The organism is Pseudomonas sp. yb_9, from assembly GCF_043103635.1.
Lineage (GTDB): Bacteria > Pseudomonadota > Gammaproteobacteria > Pseudomonadales > Pseudomonadaceae > Aquipseudomonas > Aquipseudomonas monteilii.
This window is the reverse complement of sequence record NZ_JBICKA010000012.1, coordinates 26005-44903: the sequence shown is the minus strand read 5'-3', so window position 1 is coordinate 44903 and position 18899 is coordinate 26005. Positions and strand designations below refer to the sequence as shown.

Sequence of the window (18899 nt, the reverse complement as noted above, 5' to 3'; positions counted from 1 at the left end):
GCCTATTCGCGGGCAAGCCCGCTCCCACAGGACACCACAGGTTTCAGACCCTGCGCCATACTGTGGGAGCGGGCTTGCCGGCGAATGGGCCAGAACAGGCTAAAACCGATCCAACCGGTAGGCCTCCCTCTCAGGCCTACTGGCCTGCTCAGCCAACCGCCCCACCCACTCCGCCGTCACCGCTGCCTGGGTCAGCCCCAAATGCTGATGCCCAAACGCCAACAGCACCCGCCCGTCACACACCCTGTCGATCACCGGCAACGAGTCTGGCAGCGAAGGCCTGAAGCCCATCCACGGCGTAGCCCCTTCGGCACTCAAGTCTTGCCGGAACAACCCCTTGCTCAAATGGTGCAACTGCCAGGCGCGTTGCATGCTCGGCGGTGCCTCCAGCCCGGCGAATTCCACCGTGCCGGCCAGGCGCAAGCCGTCGGCCATGGGCGTCATGATGAACTTGCGTTCCAGCGACGTGACCGCAAACGGCAGGCGCTGGTGCTCACTCGGCAGCATCAGGTGGTAACCGCGCTCCGTGTCCAGCGGCACCCGTTTGCCCGTCAGTGCGGCGGTCAGTTTCGCAGAGTGCGCACCACAGCTGATCAGCACCTGACGGGTATTGAACGTGCCCTGGTCGCTGACCAGGGTGACCCCGCCGCTGTGCAACCGGCCACCCTCGACCTGCGCCTGGGCAAACCGTACGCCACTGGCTTTGGCCGCTTCGAACAGCTCGCACACCACCCTGTATGGATCGATGAAATGACCGGTCTTCGGAAAGAACAGCCCGCCGAGCAATGACGGATTCAACTGAGGTGCCGCTTCGCGTACGGTCTCGGCCGACCAGAAGTCCACCGGCACCGCTTGTTGTTGCATGCGTGCGCGCAAGGCCTCCAGCGCCTGGCGTGATTCAGGCTTCTCGAACACCAGCAGTGAGCCATCTTCCTGGAACAGCTCGCTGCGCCCGATCGAGCCCAGTAGGCGCTGCCAGGCACTCAGGCTGCCTTCGTTCAGTGTGCGGATGCCGGCCACGCTGCGCTGGAACGGCGCCGGGCGCAGGTTGAGCAGCAGTCGGGTGAACCACGGCATGGCCTTGGGCAGGTACTTCCAGTCCAGGCGCAGGGGGCCCATCGGGTCCAGCAGCATGCGCGGCAGGCGCTTGAGGATGGACAGGTCGGCAATCGGGAACACCTGCTCGGTCGCCAGGTGCCCGGCATTGCCATAGGATGCGCCCTGGCCGGGCGCCTGACGGTCGACCAGCAGCACTCGGCGGCCCTGACGGGCCAGTTGCAGGGCGCAAGCGACGCCGACAATGCCGGCGCCAACCACCGCGATATCGGTTTCAGGGGTTTTGAGCATGCTCAGCCTTCCCGTTTACCGTCAAGCAGGCGCCGCAGCTGCAGCGGGTTGCCGTGCTGCAACGCCGACGGCAGCAAGGCTTCGGGGAAGTTCTGGTAGCACACCGGGCGCAGGAAGCGCAGGATCGCCGCCGTGCCCACCGAGGTGGTGCGGGCATCGGAGGTGGCCGGGAACGGTCCGCCGTGGACCATCGCATCGCACACCTCAACGCCCGTCGGCCAGCCATTGACCAGAATGCGCCCGGCCTTGCGTTCAAGGGTTGGCAGCAGGGCGCGGGCGCTGGCGATGTCGGCATCGTCCAGTTGCAAGGTAGCGGTCAGTTGGCCTTCCAGATGCTCGGCCACCTGGCGTACCTGCTTATCGCTCTTGCACGCCACTACCAGTGACGCGGCGCCGAATACTTCGGCCTGCAACGCCGGGTCTGCCAGGAAGGCTTCGGCCTGGGTCACGAACAACTGGGCCTGGCATTGGTTGGGGCCTTGCCCGGCCTGACCACTGGCTGCCGCCTCGGCATTGGCGTTTACCGCCAGGGCACCGACACCGGCCTGGTAAGCACTGAAGATGCCCGGGGTGAGCATGGTCTGCGCGGCGGCCTGTTGTACGTGCTCGCTGGCGGCAGCGATGAAGCGCTGCAACGCGGGCCCTTGCCGGGCGATCACCAGGCCGGGGTTGGTGCAGAACTGGCCAGCACCTTGGGTCAACGACGCAACGAAGCCTTGCGCCAGCGCTTCGGCGCGGGCCTCTAGAGCCGCCTCGAAGAGGAATACCGGGTTGATCGAGCTCATTTCGGCGTACACCGGGATCGGCTCCGGGCGTGCCTGAGCGGCCTGGCACAGTGCGACACCACCGCTGCGCGAGCCGGTAAAACCCACTGCCTTGATGCGCGGGTCGCTGACCAGGGCGATGCCCACTTCTCGGCCAGAGCCGTACAGCAGCGAGAACACGCCGGCCGGCAAACCGCACAGCTTCACCGCTTGCGCCACGGCCTGGCCGACCAGTTCGCTGGTGCCAGGGTGGGCGCTGTGGGCCTTGACCACCACCGGGCAGCCAGCGGCCAATGCTGACGCGGTGTCGCCACCGGCCACCGAGAACGCCAGCGGAAAATTGCTGGCGCCGAACACGGCCACCGGCCCCAGGGCCACCTGGCGCTGACGCAGGTCGGCGCGGGGCAGGGGCTGGCGTTCGGGCTGGGCATTGTCGACCCGCACATCCAGCCATTCACCAGCCCGCACCACCCGGGCGAAAGTGCGCAACTGGGTGCAGGTGCGGCCACGTTCGCCCTGGATGCGTGCTTTGGGCAGGCCGGTTTCGGCCACGGCGCGGTCGATCAGGGCATCGCCGAGGGCTTCGATCTGCGCGGCGATGGTTTCGAGAAATTGTGCCCGTTGTTCGAGCGAGGTTTCGCGGTAGGCGTCGAATGCCGCCCAGGCCAGGGCACAGGCCTGGGCCACGTGTTCGCCGGTGCCGCCGAGGTAGGCCGGTTCCAGCGTTTGGCCGGTAGCCGGGTTGATGGCGCGGATGGCTTCGCGGCTGCCGGTTACCGGCGTCTGGCCGATCAGCAGGTTGCCTGTGAGGGGCATGTAGCCTCCTTGGAATCAAATACGGGTATCAAGGGAAACCGCAGCCCCTGTAGGAGCGGCCTTGCCGGGGCGCCGGACCGGTCCTACAAGAGTCCGCGCAGGACTAAAGTCAGGCGACGTTCTGCTCAGCCGACCAACTCGCATACCAGCTACGGAACAGCGCGTACTGCTGCTCGGCATAGTTGCGCTGGGCATCGGTCAGCACGTCGGTCTCGTTGAAGTGCAGGCTGTACTCGCTGTCACCGTTCAGCACCATCAGGTGCTTGTAGTACAGCACCAGGTCGCAACCCTCATCGAATGACGACAGCACCGCCAGTGCCGCCTCCAGTTCACGCGCCAGGCGGCGGGCCTTGGCGTCGCCCTTGGCCGCCTGCTTGCTCAGGCTCACCAAATGCAGCACTTCACGCGGCAGGGCGTTGCCGATGCCGGTGATGGCACCGGTGGCGTTGCAGTTGACGAAGCCGTGCACCACCTGAGTGTCCACGCCAACCATCAAGGTCACAGCCTCATCCTTGGAGGTGATGTGCTCGGCGGCATAACGAAGGTCGGCACCCCCGCCGAACTCCTTGAAGCCGATCAGGTTGGGGAACTCGCTGCGCAGTTCGAAGAACAGATCGGCACGGGTGGCAAAACCGTAGTAGGGGCTGTTGTAGATGACTGCCGGCAGCTTCGGCGCAGCAGCCAGGATGGCCGAGAAGTGGTGTTTCTGGGCGATCAGCGAGGCACCACGGCTAAGCACGCGGGGGATGACCATAAGGCCGGCGGCACCGACCTTGGCGGCATGGGCAGCGTGGGAAACCGCTTCGCGGGTGTTCACCGCACCCGTGCCGACGATGGTCGGAATGCCGGCGGCCACCAGGCGCGCGACGCCTTCCTGGCGCTCGGCTTCGGTCAGCAGCGGCCAGTCACCCATCGAGCCGCAGTACACCACGGCGCTCATGCCGGCCTCGATCAGCTCTCGGCCCTTGCGCACCAGGGCGTCGAAGTCCGGCTTGCGGTCGGCGGTGCATGGGGTCATCAAGGCGGGCATGGTGCCGGTGAAGATGTTGTCAGTCATTGTTGTCACTCCTCGCAATGTTCAGTCGGAAAAAGCCGGGGTCAGATGCCCCAGGCGAACGGGTCTTGTTCGTCGATCAGCAGGGTGCTGTCGGCGGTCATGTAGGCGCGGCCGGTGATGAACGGGCGAATGTGTTCGCCGTCGCGCTCGTAGCGGCCGTGGAACTGGCTGCCGGTGATGCTCGCCTGCACCCAGGTCTGGCCTTCGGCAAGCTTGCCGTCGGCGGCCAGGCAGGCCAGCTTGGCGCTGGTGCCGGTACCGCAAGGTGAACGGTCGTAGGCCTTGCCTGGGCACATCACGAAGTTACGGCTGTCGGCGTTGGCGTCGTTGGCGAACAACTCGACGTGGTCGATGGGGGCGCCGTTTTCACCGGTGATGCCCTGGGCTTCGAGGGCCTTGAGCATGGCCCAGGTGTACTCGGTGAGCGCTTCCCGGTTGTCCAGCTCGATGCGCTGGCCGTGTTCGGAAACCAGGAAGAACCAGTTGCCGCCCCAGGCAATGTCGCCGTGCGCGACGCCGTGCCCGGGCACATCCACCGCCACCTGCTGGCGGTAGCGGTAAGAGGGCACATTGCCGACGGTGATGGCGCCATCTTCATGCAGAGTGGCGCTGACCTGGCCGACCGGGGTGTCGATCTTGTGCACGCCGGGCGCGATCAGGCCCAGGTGCTGCAACGAGGCGACCAGGCCGATGGTGCCGTGGCCGCACATGTTCAGGTAGCCGGCATTGTTGAAGAAGATCACCCCGCACGTGGCGTCGGCCGACACGGGTGGGCAGTACAGCGCGCCCACCAGCACATCGTTGCCGCGAGGCTCCAGCAGGCAGGCACGGCGCCAGTGGTCGTGCAGCTCGCGCAGTTCGTCGAGCTGTTCGGCCATGCTGCGGCCATGCAGTTGCGGGAAGCCCTTCATCACCAGGCGGGTCGGTTCGCCGCCAGTGTGGGAGTCGATGACGTGAATCTGTTTCATGGGCTTGTCCCTTGCGTAAAAGATCAGGAGGCGACGGCAGCAGGGCGGCCGGCATAGGTGTCAGCGGTGGTTTCGCTTTCGTCCTCGCCTTCCAGGCGCACCAGGTGTGCAGGCACGCCAGTGGCCGCTCCCCAGTAGTAGATGCCCAGGGCACAAGCCGCCACGGCTACGGTGTCGAGCGGGTGGCCGATGACCCCCAGGCCGCCGAAGCTGCCCAGCCACGACAGCAGGATGGTTACTGCGTAGAAGCCGATCAGCCATGCCGACGAGCGCACTTGCTGGGCCAGTGACAGGTGCTGGGTGGGCACGAAGCGACCGCACAGCAGGTACAGCACGAACATCACGATTTGCAGGGCCAGTAGCCACGACACGGTATTCCAGCCGGACCAGTACACGATCAGCGCGGCGATGATGAACGACAGCGGCCCGAGCACGCCCATGCCCTTGACCCGGAACGGGCGTGGCATGTCTGGCGCATTGCGGCGCAGGGCGGCGACGGTGACCGGGGCCACGGCGTAGCTCAGTACCAGGGCAGCGGAAACCACGTTGATCAGCGCTTCCCACGATGGGAATGGCAGGGTCCAGAACACCGACAGGGCAAACGTCAGCCACAGGGCCGGGCGCGGAATGCCGGACTCTGCATCGATGCGGGTGAAGTACTTGAAGAAGGTGCCCGTCTGCGCCCAGCCATAGATCACGCGCGGGGTGGCGTTCATGTAGATGTTGCCGCAGCCGCTGGGCGAGATCACCGCGTCCGCCACCACCAGGTAGGCCAGCCAGCCCACCCCCAGGGCAAGGGCGATGTCACGGTAGGGCAGGGCCAGTTCCTTGGTGACCGCAGCCCAGCCGTTGGTGAGCATTTCGGTCGGTACGCTGCCGAGGAAGGCCAGTTGCAGCAGGGCGTAGATGGCGGTGGACAGCAGCACCGAAAGGATCAGCGCAATCGGGATGGTGCGCTGCGGGTTCTTCACTTCGCTGGCCACCGAAATGATCGGTGTCAGGCCCAGGTAGGCGAAGATGATGCCGCCCGCCGACACGGCCATTTCCACCCCGGACAGGCCGAACGGGGCAAAACCGTGGACCTCGAAGTTTTCTGGCTTGAAGAAGGTGAACAGCACACCAATCACCAGCAGTGGCACGATGAACTTGAACACGCTGACCAGGTTGTTGGCCTTGGCGAAGGTTTTCACGCTGCGGTAATTGAGGAAGAAGAACAGCCCCAACAGCGCGAACTGCACAAGCCAGCCAAGCACGGTCGGGTCGCTTGAACCGGTTTGGGTCAGCCCGGGAAACCAGGCGGCGGCGTACTGGCGTGACGCGACCACTTCGATGGCGATCAGGCTGGAAAAGGCGATCAGGGTGATGAAGCCCATCAGGTAGCCCAGCAGCGGGCCGTGCGAGTAAACCGGGTAGCGCACCACGCCACCGGCGCGGGGCAGGGCGGCGCCCAGTTCGCAGTAGACGATGCCCAGCAGCAGTACGGCGAACCCGCCGAGGAACCAGGACAGGATGCCGGCCGGGCCAGCGATGGCCGAGACGTGGCTGGCGGCGAACAGCCAGCCGGAGCCAAAGATGGCCCCCAGGCCGATGAAGGTGAGGTCCAGCAGTGATAACTGTTTCTTGAATTTGCCTGACATGGGTTCGCCTTTTTGTTGGTTATTGGATAGGCAGGTCTGATGTCACGAGATGCGGCTTTGTGGGCCGCGCGCTTGTAGGACTTGGGCGGCTTGCGTGGGGCATAGAGTGAACCGGTCAGGGCGGCGGTTCTTGATGGTTTTCTGCAGAGGGAATGACGAAATCGGCACAGTTGCAAAAAATGCTGGCGGCGAGGGTGGGGTGCTGGATAGGCTGTAGGCCTTAGCGAATAAGGGCTGTAGAGATGTGTTGGTAGTGCCGGCCTCTTCGCGGGCAAGCCCGCTCCCACAAGTACAGCGCAGAATTAGAAGTGTGTCCGGGACCTGTGGGAGCGGGCTTGCCCGCGAAAGGGCCGGTACAGCCAGCAGAGAACCGACAGATGACCGATATTCCCCTGGCAACGCTATACCAATCCCTCGACCAGCACCGCCCCGCCACCTTGGAGGCCCTGCTGGCCAGCGTTTCCCTGCTGCTGCCGATCCTCGACGTAATCCCCAACGCCGCCATCTTTATCAAGGATCCGGCCGCCCGCTACGTGCTGGCCAACCACACCTTGGTCCAGCGCTGTGGCCTCAAGCGCTTGCAGCCGTTGCTGGGCAAGACCAGTGCCGAAGTGTTCCCGGCGCAGCTGGGCCCCGGCTACACCGAGCAGGACCGCCGCGTACTCAAGGAAGGGCTGGTGCTGGAAGACCAGCTGGAGCTGCACCTGTACGGCAGCCGCGAGCCCGGCTGGTGCCTGACCTACAAGCGCCCGCTGTACAACCAGGCGGGCGAGATCATCGGCCTGGTGGGCATTTCGGTCGACCTGCAATCAGCCGCCGACACTCACCCGGCCTACCAGCGCCTGGCCGCAGTGGACGAGCACATCCGCCAGCACTTTCACCAGCCGATCAGCATGGGCGAGCTGACCCGCATCGCCGGCATTTCCGTGGCTCAGCTGGAGCGCTACTGCAAGCGGGTATTTCACCTCACGCCCCGACAGATGATCCACAAGGCGCGCCTGGAGCACGCCCACCGCCTCCTGCATTCGGACCTGCCGATCACCGACGTGGCGATGCGCTGCGGCTACACCGACCACAGCGCCTTCAGCCGCCAGTTCAAGCAACTGACCGGCTTTACCCCGCGCCAGTACCGCCAGGCTACGGCGCTGTAGGCGCAGTGGTCGCAGGCGTCGCGATATTGGCCTGCCAGCGGTTATAGACCTTTTGCGCGCGCTCCATGCGTGACAGTTTCAGTACAACCAGCACGAGTCCGAGCATGAGGATCGCGGACAACCCCGCCAGAATGCCACGTTGCCCCTTTACCCCGTTTTCTACTTGTGCGCCGTAGTCGGATGCCAGGAAGAACGAGCAGATCGTGTCGAGCTTCTCTTCCGGCATGTACCGGGTGAAGGGCGCGAGGCTTTCTGAAGAGCGGCATTGGTCGAGCGTCAGTTTTTCATCCGGAAACCACATTTCAAACTTGATGTCCTGCGGTGACAGATAGAAAAAGGGGGAGTCCGGGTCATTTTTGAGCGATACCATCAAGTATTCCGACTGGCTCGCCATGGGTAGAGGAGCCATCATCATGCCAAGTACGGCCAGCAAGGCAATGAACCCCTTGAAACGCCGCGGGGAGAACCGCGCTGTAGCGAACTTGGGGGCGCTGAAGTCAGTCCAGTCAATGTAGGCGCGGTTGCGGCTCAGGTCGCCGGGCGCAAAGCCGTTGTCGACGATCCAGCGGTGCGCCTGGCTGGCCTCGTCCAGGTTATTGGCCGGGATGTTGAACTCATAACGGAAGAATTCGATCTCCCGCAGTTCCTTGCGCAGGGTATTCAACTGCGAGTGGCTGTCGAATTCGGTGGTGCCTCCAAAGCTGCGCCAAATAAGGTCTCGAAGGAAATACAGCGAGCCGGCCCGGCTGTAGATGAACCATAACGCCATCCCCAGCAGTATGGCCACACCGATACCGCCCAATGGGGCGAGCGTTTCTATGCTCCAGAATGAGGAGGCCAGGTTGGTGGAAGTCGTCATGTCAGCTCCTTGAGCGAAGTAAGCGGGCCTTGTGTCTGCATCAGGCCGGCGGGTCCGATAAGGTGACGATAGTAAAAGTGCTCAAGCTGACATGTCGTTAGTGAAACTTCCGAGTTGATTGTGGGAAATTTCCTTATTGTTCGCGAGGCATGAACTTCAAGCGTTGGCAAACAAGCTGCACGCCTCGGCAAAACACTGCTCGGCAATGGCTGAGCGCGGCTCGCTGCGGCGCAGCAACAGGCCGACCGGGCTGTGGATGGCTGCGTCGGCCACCGGCAGAATGCGCAGGTGCTCGCTGAGGTCTTCGAGGCCGCAGTCCAACGGCATGATCGCGCAGCACATGCCGGTGTTGATGGCCTGGATCAGCTGGAAGGTCGAGTCGCTTTCCAGTACCGCATGCGGTTCCAGGCCACGGCTGCGCAAGCTCAGGTCCAGCGACTGTCGGTAGTGCATACCCTTGCTCAACAGGCCCAGCGGTATGTCGCTGAGCGCGTCCCAGCGCAGGGTGTCGCTGCCAAACTGGAAGTGCCGGGTGTCGTGCAGCAGGCCCATGGTGGTGGTGCCCAGCTCCAGTACTTCGAAGAAGCTGGTGTTGACCTGGTCCAGGTAGCAGATACCCAGGTCGAGCTGGTTGCGGCTCAGTCCGTCGATGACTTGCTCCGAGCTCAGCGAGCTGAGCTGGAAGTGCAGTTCGGGGTATTTTTCGCGCAGCGGCAGCAGCAGGTGCATGGGGTTGAAGCTGGCCAGCGGCACTGTGCCCAGTCGCAGGCTGCCGACCACCTGGCCCCGGCAACTGGCGGCCTCGGCCTGCAGGCCGTCGTGGGCGGCGAGCAGGGTGCGGGCCCAGGCCAGAATACGCTCGCCGGCCTCGGTGAAACCTTCGAAGCGCTGGCCGCGTTTGACCAGCACCAGGTCCAGCTCGTCCTCCAGGTTGCGCAGGCGCATGGACAGCGTCGGCTGAGTGATATGGCACAGCGCCGCCGCCTGGCCGAAGTGGCGGGTCTGGTCGAGGGCGATGAGGAACTTGAGCTGCTTGATGTCCATGAAAGTGCCTGGCGTAGGGTTGTGCAGACCATAACCCACGTCTGCGATAGATGTCATTGATCGGCCGGTAAGCCATACCGATTGGACGCCCCCGAGCCACGCCTCTAGCGTGGTGACAATGCCATTCAAGGAGCTTTTACCGTGCGCGTCCAACCCGATGCGGTCTTCGTACCGCTCAACATCGCCGTGCTGACCGTCAGCGACACCCGTACCTACGACAACGATACCTCCGGCGAGCTGCTGGCCAGCCGGTCGGTCGAGATCGGCCACCGGCTGGTGGCGCGGGCGTTGCTCAAGGACGACCTGTACAAGATCCGCGCCCAGGTCGCCACCTGGATTGCCGACGAGCAGGTGCAGGTGGTGCTGATAACCGGCGGTACCGGCTTTACCGGGCGTGACAGCACACCGGAGGCGGTCGAGTGCCTGCTGGACAAGCGCATCGATGGTTTTGGCGAGCTGTTCCGGGCGCTGTCGATTCTGGATATCGGCAGTTCTACCGTGCAGAGCCGAGCGCTGGCCGGGTTGTCCAACCGCACGTTGGTGTGCTGCTTGCCGGGTTCCACCGGCGCCTGCCGTACGGCGTGGGAAGGAATTCTGGCGGAGCAGCTGGATGCAAGGCACCGGCCGTGCAACTTCGTCAAACACCTGTTGCCGATCGATGCCTGCGCAACTCGGGGCTGATACAACATCCTGCACGGGCCTCTTCGCGGGCAAGCCCGCTCCCATAGGTACAGCACAGGATTCGAAGTGTGTGAGGTCTCTGTGGGAGCGGGCTTGCCCGCGAAGAGGCCAGAACAGGCAATCACACACCGTCAGCTCAACACATACCCCACCGGCAACAACGCCGGTGGCAACTGCGTCTCCCCCAATCCCGCCAGCACATCCCGCTCCACCGTCCGCACCATGGCATCGGTCGGCAAGTCGTTCTCATCCCGCCCGAACGGGTCTTCCAGTTCGTTGCCAATCGCATCCAGCCCGAAGAACGTGTACCCCACGATGGTGGTGAACAGCGGTGCCAGCCAGCCCAGCGGCTCGGCCAGGGCAAACGGCAGCAGCAGGCAGAAGATGTAGATGGTGCGGTGCAGCAACAGTGTGTAGGGGAACGGTAATGGTGTGAACTTGATCCGCTCACAGGTGGCCTGCACCTCGGTCAGGCCTACCAGCCGCTGTTCCAGCAGGCTGTAGCGCCAATCGCTGATGTGCTGTTGTTCCGCCAGCCGCGAGCAATGCTGGCCAATGTCGCACAGGATGCCATCGCACACGTTATGCGGGCTGATCGCCTCTGGTCGGGCCAGCCAGGGCCGGGCGGCCGCCAGGTCGTCCTCGTTACGCAGGCGGGCATTCAGCGCATGGGCATAGCCACACAGGCTGCGCAGCAGCTCTGCGCGCAGCGCTTGGTCAGCAATCACCACGCTTTCGCGCACGAACGAGCGGGTTTCGATAATCAGCTTGCCCCAGGCCTTACGGCCCTCCCACCAGCGGTCGTAGCAGGCGTTGTTGCGAAAGCTCATGAAGATCGACAGCGACAGGCCCAGCAAGGTAAACGGCGTGGCACTGACCGGGTAGAAAAACGCGGGGAAATGGCGCTCGACCAGCACGATCAGCGCGGCCAACAGGGTCACCATCAGGCAGCGCAGGGCGATGCGCTTGACGATCGACCCCTTCAGGGTGAACAGCACACGCAGTACATCGGGGGTTGGGTGAACAATCATGGAAATCCAGAGACGGCCGTTCAGCCGCCGGTCATGTTCATGAAGCGCAGGATCTGCACATCGCCACCCACTTCGAAGTGGTGGCGGTAGGGCTTGAGGTGCAGGGAGTCGCGGATGGCCTTTTCCAGGCGCTCGCGGTTGCCTGGGTGAGCACGCAGCACGTGCTTCAGGTCTACCGAGTGTTCGTTGCCCAGGCACAGCAACAGGCGGCCTTCGACCGTCAGGCGCACGCGGTTGCAGGTGGCGCAAAAGTTGTGGCTGTGCGGCGAGATGAAACCGACCCGGGTGTTGGCGGCTTCGGCCAGGCGCCAGTAGCGGGCAGGGCCCTGTGATGATTCGGTGGACTCCACCAGGGTGAACTGTTCTGCCAGGCGCTCGCGTACTTCGTCGCTGGAGCAGAACGACTCGCCACGTTCGTGTTCACTGATTACCCCCAGCGGCATTTCTTCGATGAAGGTGATGTCCAGCTCCCGATCGATGGCAAAGCGCACCAGGTCGACCAGCTCGTGGTCGTTGCGGCCTTTGAGTACCACACAGTTGAGCTTGATGCGCTTGAAGCCGGCCTGGCGTGCGGCGTCGATCCCGGCGATGACCTGGTGCAGGTCGCCGGTACGGGTCAGCTGCTTGAAGCGTTCGGTGTCCAGGCTGTCGAGGCTGATGTTCAGGCGCGACAGCCCGGCGTCGAACAGCGGCTGCGCCAGGCGCCCGAGTTGCGAGCCGTTGCTGGTCATGCACAGCTCGCGCAGGCCGGGCAGGGCGGCAATCCGCCCGCACAGCTCGACGATGCCCTGGCGTACCAGCGGCTCGCCGCCGGTCAGGCGGATCTTGCGGGTGCCCAGGGCGACGAAGCGCTCGGCCACCTGGAACAGTTCTTCGAGGCTGAGGATCTGCTGGCGCGGCAAAAACTGCATGTCTTCGGCCATGCAGTACACGCAACGGAAGTCACAGCGGTCGGTGACCGACATCCGAAGGTAGTCGATTTTCCGGTTGAAGCCGTCGATCAGGGCCCGGCTGTTCTGTTCCACGTTCGCGCTCGAATGGGGTGGGTTCACTCCAAGCTATAGCCTGGCCGCAGGGCCGTCAAATTGCTTTGCCCGACTGGTTGATCGATGGTTTCTATCACGGCTGCAGGCCCGATGCCTCAAAGCTTCCACCCCATGATCGAAACCGCTTATCACGCCGTAAGATCTTTCGATTGGACGCCCCACCCCCACGCTCAATAGGCTGAAAAAAAGCATCGAAGCGTGAGGATTCATCGCATGAGCCAGGACGAACACATCCGGGACTACAAAGGCGCAGCCGCCGGCTGGGGAGCGCTCAAGAGCGTGACCAAAAGCTGGCTGGGCAGCGAAAATGCCTTCAAGAACCTGCGGGCCATGCTCAAGACCAACCAGAACGGCGGCTTCGACTGCCCCGGCTGTGCCTGGGGGGAGTCGCCGGAAAGCGACATGGTCAAGTTCTGCGAAAACGGCGCCAAGGCGGTCAACTGGGAAGCCACCGGCCGCTCGGTTGCCCCGGCGTTCTTCGCCAAATACAGCGTCAGCGCGCTGAAGGAACAGACTGACTACTGGCTCGAATACCAGGGCCGCCTCACGCACCCGATGCGCTACGACGCTGCCACCGACCACTATGTCGAAACCACCTGGCAGGAGGCCTTCGAGCTGGTCGCCAGGCACCTGCGTGCGCTGCAGTCGCCAGACGAGGCCGAGTTCTACACGTCGGGCCGGGCCAGCAACGAGGCGGCGTTCCTCTACCAGCTGTTCGTGCGCGCTTACGGCACCAATAACTTCCCCGATTGCTCGAACATGTGCCACGAAGCCAGCGGTGCAGGCATGTCGGAAACCCTCGGGGTGGGCAAAGGCACTGTCGTGTTTCACGACCTGGAGCTGGCCGACGCGATCTTCGTCATCGGTCAGAACCCAGGCACCAACCACCCACGCATGCTTGAACCATTGCGCGAAGCGGTGAAGCGCGGCGCCCAGGTGGTCTGCTTCAACCCGCTGAAAGAGCGTGGCCTGGAGCGCTTCCAGCACCCGCAGCACCCGTTCGAAATGCTCAGCAACGGCTCCGAGCCGACGTCCAGCGCCTACTTCCGCCCGGCCTTGGGCGGTGACATGGCGGCCATGCGTGGCATTGCCAAATTCCTGTTGCAGTGGGAGCGCGAAGCCCAGGCCAACGGTGAGCCGGCGGTGTTCGACCGTGCTTTCATCGCCGAACACACCAGCGGCGTCGATGACTATTTGGCGGCAGTGGACGCCACCTCGTGGGAGCACATTGTCAAGCAGTCGGGCTTGACCCTGGCCGAGATCGAACTGGCGGCACGCATGTACCGAAAGGCAGAGCGGGTGATCATGTGCTGGGCCATGGGCGTCACCCAGCACCGCCATTCGGTACCGACCGTGCAGGAAATCGTCAACCTGCAACTGCTGCGCGGCAACGTCGGCAAACCCGGCGCTGGCTTGTCGCCGGTACGTGGCCACAGCAACGTGCAGGGTGACCGCACCATGGGCATCGACGAAAAGCCCAGGCCGGCGCTGCTCGATGCCATCGAAAAACGCTTCCAGTTCCGTGTGCCGCGTGCCCATGGGCACAACGCGGTGCTGGCGATCAAGGCCATGGAAGAGGGGCGGGCCAAGGTGTTCGTCGCCCTGGGGGGCAACTTTGCCCAAGCCACCCCGGACACCCCGCGCACCCACGCGGCGCTGCAGAACTGCGCGTTGACCGTGCAGATTTCCACCAAACTCAACCGCTCACACCTGGTCACCGGCCGCGATGCGTTGATCCTGCCCTGCCTGGGCCGGACCGAAATCGACCTGCAGGCCGAAGGGCCGCAAGGCGTGACCGTGGAAGACACCTTCAGCATGGTGCACATTTCCAACGGCCAGCTGCGCCCGCGCTCACCGCACCTGCGCTCGGAGCCGTGGATCATCGCCGGCATGGCCAAGGCCACGCTGGGCAACCAGCCGATCGACTGGGAGTATGCGGTGGCCGACTACAACCGCATTCGTGACATGATTGCCGACGTGATCCCGGGTTTCACCGGTTTCAACGAACGCCTGCACAGCCCGGGCGGCTTCCACCTGGGCAACAATGCCGCCGATCGCAACTTCCGCACGGCCACGGGCAAGGCACGGTTCATGCCTCACGCACTGCCGGAGGAGTTGATCAACGCCAAGGTGCTGGCGCGGGGTGACAAGCCCGACCTGATCCTGCAGACCCTACGCTCGCACGACCAGTACAACACCACCCTGTATGGCCTGGACGACCGCTACCGTGGGGTGTTCGGCCTGCGTGAAGTGGTGTTTGTGAACGAGGCCGATATTCGCCGCCTGGGCTTCGAGCCGGGTGAGCATGTGGACCTGGTGTCGCTGTGGGAGGATGGCGTAGAGCGGCGGGTGTCGGGGTTCCGCCTGGTGGCGTATGACGTGCCTGAAGGGCAGGCGGCGGCCTACTACCCGGAAACCAACCCGCTGGTGCCGCTGGAGAGTTATGGCGTGGGGACCTATACACCGACGTCGAAGTTTGTGGCGATCAAGGTCGAGAAAGCCAAGGTGGGGAACCGGATTGCGGCGGTGTTGGCCTTGGATTGATGGGTTGCCCGCGAAGAATCCAACGCCGATTCAGGATCGACGTACCGGGTAGGCCGTGGTGTATTTCATCTGCTCCATGGCAAAACTGGACGTAATGTTAGATAGCCCATCGGTACGGGTAATCAGCTTTTTGTAGAACCGGTCATACGCCGCAATATCCCCCACCACCACCCGCAGCATGTAATCCCAGTCGCCGGACATGCGATAGAACTCCATCACTTCCTCGAACCCGGTCACGGTCGCGGCAAACTGCTCAAGCCAGGCGCTGTCGTGGCGCTGGGTCTTGAGCTGGACGAACACCGTCAGCCCCAGGCCAAGCCGTTCGGGGTCGAGCAGGGCGACGCGGCCAAGAATGTAGCCTTCTTCTTCCAGGCGCTTGACCCGCTTCCAGCAGGGCGTGGTGGACAGGTTGACGGCCTCGGCCAGGTCCTTGAGCGATATCGAAGCATCGCGCTGAAGCAGGGTAAGAATGTGCTGGTCGAAACTGTCCATATCGCGCGCGGGCCGTGAAGAAAATTTTTCACAGATTACCCCAAGGCCAGAACATTTGGGTTGTGCGATAGTTGCAGCCTTAACTCTGCCAATGGGCCTGACCATGTCCGACAAGCCGCGCAATTTCGCCACCCGTACCATTAACGCCGGCGAGCAGTTCAGCGTCGCTGAAAACGCCATTTTTCCAGCCATCGTCACCGCCAGCTCGTTCACCAAACGCAGCCTGGATGACAAACCGGAATACTCCTACAGCCGCGTTGGCAACCCCACCCGGCATGCCTACGAAACCTGTGTCGCCGCGCTGGAAGAGGGCGTGGGCGCGGTTGCCTGTGCCTCGGGCGTGAACGCTACCGCGACGGTGCTGGAGCTGCTGCCCAAGGATGCCCATGTCGTGGTGATGAACGGCGTGTACGGCGGCACTTTCCGTATTCTGGAAGACTACCGCAGCCGCACCTCGGGCCTGACCACCACCTATGTCGACCTCAACGACCTGGAGGCCGTGGCCGCCGCCATCAAGCCCCAAACCCAGCTGATCTGGATCGAATCGCCGACCAACCCGCTGCTGCACCTGGTCGACATCAAGGCCGTGTGCGACCTGGCCAAGGCCCGGGGCATCCTCACCTGCATCGACAATACCTTCTGCTCGCCGTGGAACCAGCGCCCGATCACCTTGGGCGTGGACCTGGTGATGCACTCGGCCAGCAAGTACATCGGTGGCCACTCCGACCTCACCGGTGGTGTGGTGGTGGCGGCCAACGATGCACTGCTGGCGCGCCTTCGCCGCATCAGCATGGCAATTGGCGCGGTGCAGGGGCCGTTCGACTGCTACCTGGCCCTGCGTGGCCTGAAAACGCTGGATGTACGCATGGAGCGCCAGTGTGGCAATGCCCTGCAGGTGGCGCGCTTCCTCGAAAACCATCCGCAGATCGAGCAGGTGTATTACCCGGGCCTGGAAAGCCACCCGCAACACGAATTGTGCAAACGCCAGATGCGCAGTGGCGGGGCGGTGGTGGCCATGAAGGTCAAGGGCGACCGCGCCGCGCTCAACCGCTTGGTGGAAGCGTTGCAGATCTTTGTGCTGGCCGACTCGCTGGGTGGGGTGGAGAGCATGATCAACCACTCGTGGACCATGTCGCACTGCTCGCTGAGCCCGGAGCAGAAAGGGGTGATGGGGATCAGCGAGAACCTGCTGCGGCTTTCGATGGGGATCGAGGATTACCGTGATCTGATCGAGGATCTGGATGGCGCCTTGAAAGCTTCGGCAGCTGTGTAAGGGTTGCTGGCCCCTTCGCGGGTGAACCCGCGAAGGGGCCAGTGAATTCAATGCATTTCCATCAGGATTTCGGCGGATGAATGATCCGTTCGATCTTGTCCTTGATCAGCAACCGTTCCTTGCGCAGGCGGTTGACGGTGTCGTCGTTGGTGCCGTTGCCTTCGGCGGCGACCACCTCCTTGTCCTTGGCGTTGTATTCCTTGTGCAGTGAGTGCAGCGTCTGGTCCTTGTCAATGAGCGCCTGGAATGCATCGGCGGTAACGTGCAGGTCAGCGAGCAGATCATGCGGAACTGGCATTTCTTCACCTCTGTCAGGGTTGTCAATAAGGTCCTGACCTCTGAGGATAGCCGCCTTTGCGCAGGCCGGTGATGTCGGCCAGCCTGAATGGCAGCTGAATGAAGCGCCGTTAATCACCGAAAGGCGCGCCCTCACGAAATTGTTACCAACTTTTTCACAAAAAATTGATGACGGGCTTTCTAGAGTTCGCCCAACTTTCCCACGGTGCCAGCCGGCCTGGGGGTTGATAATCACTCTTGATTGCGAACGCTAATGCTCAACTTCAAATCCCTGCGGACTGAATGGGTCACGCTGCTGGCCAGCCTTTACCTGCTGATTGGCTTGAACATGTTCCTTTGGGGGCACCTGCAAGAGGTGGTGCCTGCCGGCCTGTCCGGGCTGTGGCTGAGCCTGGCGTTTGCCGTGCTGATGTTGTTCGCTTTCAATCTCATCCTCACGTTGTTTGCCTTCCGATATGTATTGAAGCCGGTACTTATCGTGTTGTTCATGAGTGGCGCGGGTGTGGCTTACTTCATGAATCAATACGGCGTCCTTATTGATGCGGGTATGTTCCGCAATATTGCAGAAACCAACGTAGCCGAAGTGCGCGACCTGCTTTCGCTGAAGTTTGCCTTGTATATCCTGGGGCTGGGCGTGCTGCCTTCGGTGCTGTTGTGGAAGGCGCCCATTGCCTACCGTCCCTGGCACCGCGAGTTGCTGGGCAAGCTGGTAGTCAGTGGCGCTTGCGTGGTAGCTCTGGGCTCGGTGGCGCTGGTCAACTATCAAGGGTTGTCCTCGCTGTTTCGCAACCACCACGAGTTGCGCCTGATGCTGACCCCCAGCAATATCGTCGGTGCCTCCATTGGCTATGTCAGCGAACGCGTCGGTACCGCATCGCGTCCTTTCCAGCACTATGGCGAAGATGCCAAGCGTGATGCCGCCTGGCAGAAGCATGAGCGCAAGTCGTTGACCGTGCTGGTGGTGGGTGAAAGTGCGCGGGCCGACCACTTTGGCGTGTTGGGCTATGACCGCGATACCACCCCGAACCTGGCCAAGGAGCAAGGCCTGGTGGCGTTTTCCGATGTGCATTCGTGCGGGACGGAAACAGCTGTCTCGGTGCCGTGCATGTTCTCGGGTATGACCCGCAAGGAATACGATGCCCGCGTGGCCAAGAACCGCGAAGGGCTGCTGGATATCCTCCAGCGGGCCGGCCTGGCCGTGCAGTGGCGCGACAACCAGTCGGGCTGCAAAGGCACCTGCGACCGTGTGCAGTTCATCGATGTCAGCAACCTCAACGACCCGCAGCTGTGTGCCAATGGCGAATGCCATGACCAGATCCTGCTGCAAGGGTTGGACGCGCTGATCGACAACCTTGACAAGGACACCGTGCTGGTGCTGCACCAGATGGGCAGCCACGGCCCGGAATATTTCAAGCGCTACCCAAGTGACAGTGAGCGCTTCGCGCCGGTGTGTCAGAGCAACGCGCTGAACCAGTGCAGCGAGCAAGACATCATCAACGGTTACGACAACACCCTGGCCTACACCGACAAAGTGCTGGCGTCGCTGATCGACACCCTGCGCAGCAAACAGGACAAGGTCGACACCGCAATGATTTACCTGTCCGACCATGGCGAGTCGCTGGGTGAGTACAACCTGTTCCTGCACGGCACGCCTTACGCCATCGCCCCGGAGCAGCAGAAGCACGTGCCATTGCTGACCTGGTTCTCCGACAGCTACAAGGACGATTTCGGCATCGACACCGACTGCCTGGCCAAGCTCAGCGATGCGCCGCTGTCGCAGGACAACCTGTTCCACTCCATGCTCGGCCTGTTGCAGGTGCGCACCGAGGTGTATCAGCAGTCGCTGGACATGTTTGCGAGCTGCCGTCCGTGGTTGGCGGCCAAACGCTGAC

General features: G+C 63.1%; 16 protein-coding genes. 5 read left to right on the top strand and 11 right to left on the bottom strand.

Annotated features, from left to right (window positions below; genetic code table 11):
- Positions 1-99: 99 nt before the first annotated feature.
- From ACF8MI_RS03570 to ACF8MI_RS03550, 5 genes are all read right to left on the bottom strand, one after another.
- Complete coding sequence (locus tag ACF8MI_RS03570; RefSeq protein ID WP_104833273.1) at positions 100-1347, bottom strand: FAD-binding oxidoreductase; 1248 nt, start codon at positions 1345-1347, stop codon at positions 100-102.
- A gap of 2 nt (positions 1348-1349) precedes the next feature.
- Entirely contained in the window at positions 1350-2927 is a 1578-nt protein-coding gene (locus ACF8MI_RS03565; protein WP_104833272.1) for an aldehyde dehydrogenase (NADP(+)), read from the bottom strand.
- Between the two features lie 109 nt (positions 2928-3036).
- On the bottom strand, positions 3037-3984 hold the full coding sequence (locus ACF8MI_RS03560; protein WP_060498647.1) for a dihydrodipicolinate synthase family protein: 948 nt from the start codon (positions 3982-3984) through the stop codon (positions 3037-3039).
- 41 nt (positions 3985-4025) lie between these two features.
- Positions 4026-4952, bottom strand: coding sequence for a 4-hydroxyproline epimerase (locus ACF8MI_RS03555; RefSeq protein ID WP_200929163.1), 927 nt, complete (start codon positions 4950-4952; stop codon positions 4026-4028).
- Between the two features lie 23 nt (positions 4953-4975).
- On the bottom strand, positions 4976-6589 hold the full coding sequence (locus ACF8MI_RS03550) for an APC family permease (RefSeq protein ID WP_060498649.1): 1614 nt from the start codon (positions 6587-6589) through the stop codon (positions 4976-4978).
- A 377-nt stretch (positions 6590-6966) separates the two neighbouring features.
- On the opposite strand from ACF8MI_RS03550, the gene ACF8MI_RS03545 reads away from it, so the two are divergent.
- The gene (locus ACF8MI_RS03545; RefSeq protein ID WP_156868068.1) at positions 6967-7740 is read left to right on the top strand and encodes an AraC family transcriptional regulator; all 774 of its coding nucleotides are present in this window, start codon (positions 6967-6969) and stop codon (positions 7738-7740) included.
- Here the strand turns inward: ACF8MI_RS03545 and ACF8MI_RS03540 are convergent.
- A complete protein-coding gene (locus ACF8MI_RS03540; RefSeq protein WP_060498651.1) occupies positions 7727-8599 on the bottom strand; it encodes a DUF6216 family protein in 873 nt (290 codons plus the stop codon). The two genes, ACF8MI_RS03545 and ACF8MI_RS03540, sit on opposite strands and share 14 nt — an antisense overlap.
- A 156-nt stretch (positions 8600-8755) precedes the next feature.
- A complete protein-coding gene (locus tag ACF8MI_RS03535) occupies positions 8756-9643 on the bottom strand; it encodes a LysR family transcriptional regulator (protein ID WP_060498652.1) in 888 nt (295 codons plus the stop codon).
- Positions 9644-9784: 141 nt separating this feature from the next.
- Between ACF8MI_RS03535 and moaB the strand changes: the two genes are divergently transcribed.
- A complete protein-coding gene (moaB, locus tag ACF8MI_RS03530) occupies positions 9785-10324 on the top strand; it encodes a molybdenum cofactor biosynthesis protein B (protein WP_060498653.1) in 540 nt (179 codons plus the stop codon).
- 131 nt (positions 10325-10455) lie between these two features.
- On the opposite strand, the gene ACF8MI_RS03525 is transcribed toward moaB, so the two are convergent.
- Positions 10456-11355: a bestrophin family protein gene (locus tag ACF8MI_RS03525; RefSeq protein ID WP_060498654.1), complete on the bottom strand. Its 900-nt coding sequence runs from the start codon at positions 11353-11355 to the stop codon at positions 10456-10458.
- A 20-nt stretch (positions 11356-11375) separates the two neighbouring features.
- Positions 11376-12380 (bottom strand): GTP 3',8-cyclase MoaA, encoded by a 1005-nt coding sequence (moaA, locus tag ACF8MI_RS03520; protein ID WP_016711953.1) that lies wholly within the window; start codon positions 12378-12380, stop codon positions 11376-11378.
- A gap of 234 nt (positions 12381-12614) precedes the next feature.
- Between moaA and ACF8MI_RS03515 the strand changes: the two genes are divergently transcribed.
- The gene (locus ACF8MI_RS03515) at positions 12615-14945 is read left to right on the top strand and encodes an FdhF/YdeP family oxidoreductase (protein ID WP_200929164.1); all 2331 of its coding nucleotides are present in this window, start codon (positions 12615-12617) and stop codon (positions 14943-14945) included.
- 30 nt (positions 14946-14975) lie between these two features.
- Here ACF8MI_RS03515 and ACF8MI_RS03510 read toward each other — a convergent pair whose 3' ends face one another.
- On the bottom strand, positions 14976-15437 hold the full coding sequence (locus ACF8MI_RS03510) for an Lrp/AsnC family transcriptional regulator (RefSeq protein WP_060498656.1): 462 nt from the start codon (positions 15435-15437) through the stop codon (positions 14976-14978).
- Positions 15438-15528: 91 nt separating this feature from the next.
- Here ACF8MI_RS03510 and ACF8MI_RS03505 point away from each other — a divergent pair, with 91 nt between their 5' ends.
- Positions 15529-16710 (top strand): PLP-dependent aspartate aminotransferase family protein, encoded by a 1182-nt coding sequence (locus tag ACF8MI_RS03505; RefSeq protein ID WP_200929165.1) that lies wholly within the window; start codon positions 15529-15531, stop codon positions 16708-16710.
- A gap of 61 nt (positions 16711-16771) precedes the next feature.
- On the opposite strand, the gene ACF8MI_RS03500 is transcribed toward ACF8MI_RS03505, so the two are convergent.
- On the bottom strand, positions 16772-17008 hold the full coding sequence (locus ACF8MI_RS03500; protein WP_016711950.1) for a YdcH family protein: 237 nt from the start codon (positions 17006-17008) through the stop codon (positions 16772-16774).
- A gap of 252 nt (positions 17009-17260) precedes the next feature.
- Here ACF8MI_RS03500 and ACF8MI_RS03495 point away from each other — a divergent pair, with 252 nt between their 5' ends.
- Positions 17261-18898 (top strand): phosphoethanolamine transferase, encoded by a 1638-nt coding sequence (locus ACF8MI_RS03495; protein WP_060498658.1) that lies wholly within the window; start codon positions 17261-17263, stop codon positions 18896-18898.
- Position 18899 lies beyond the last annotated feature (1 nt).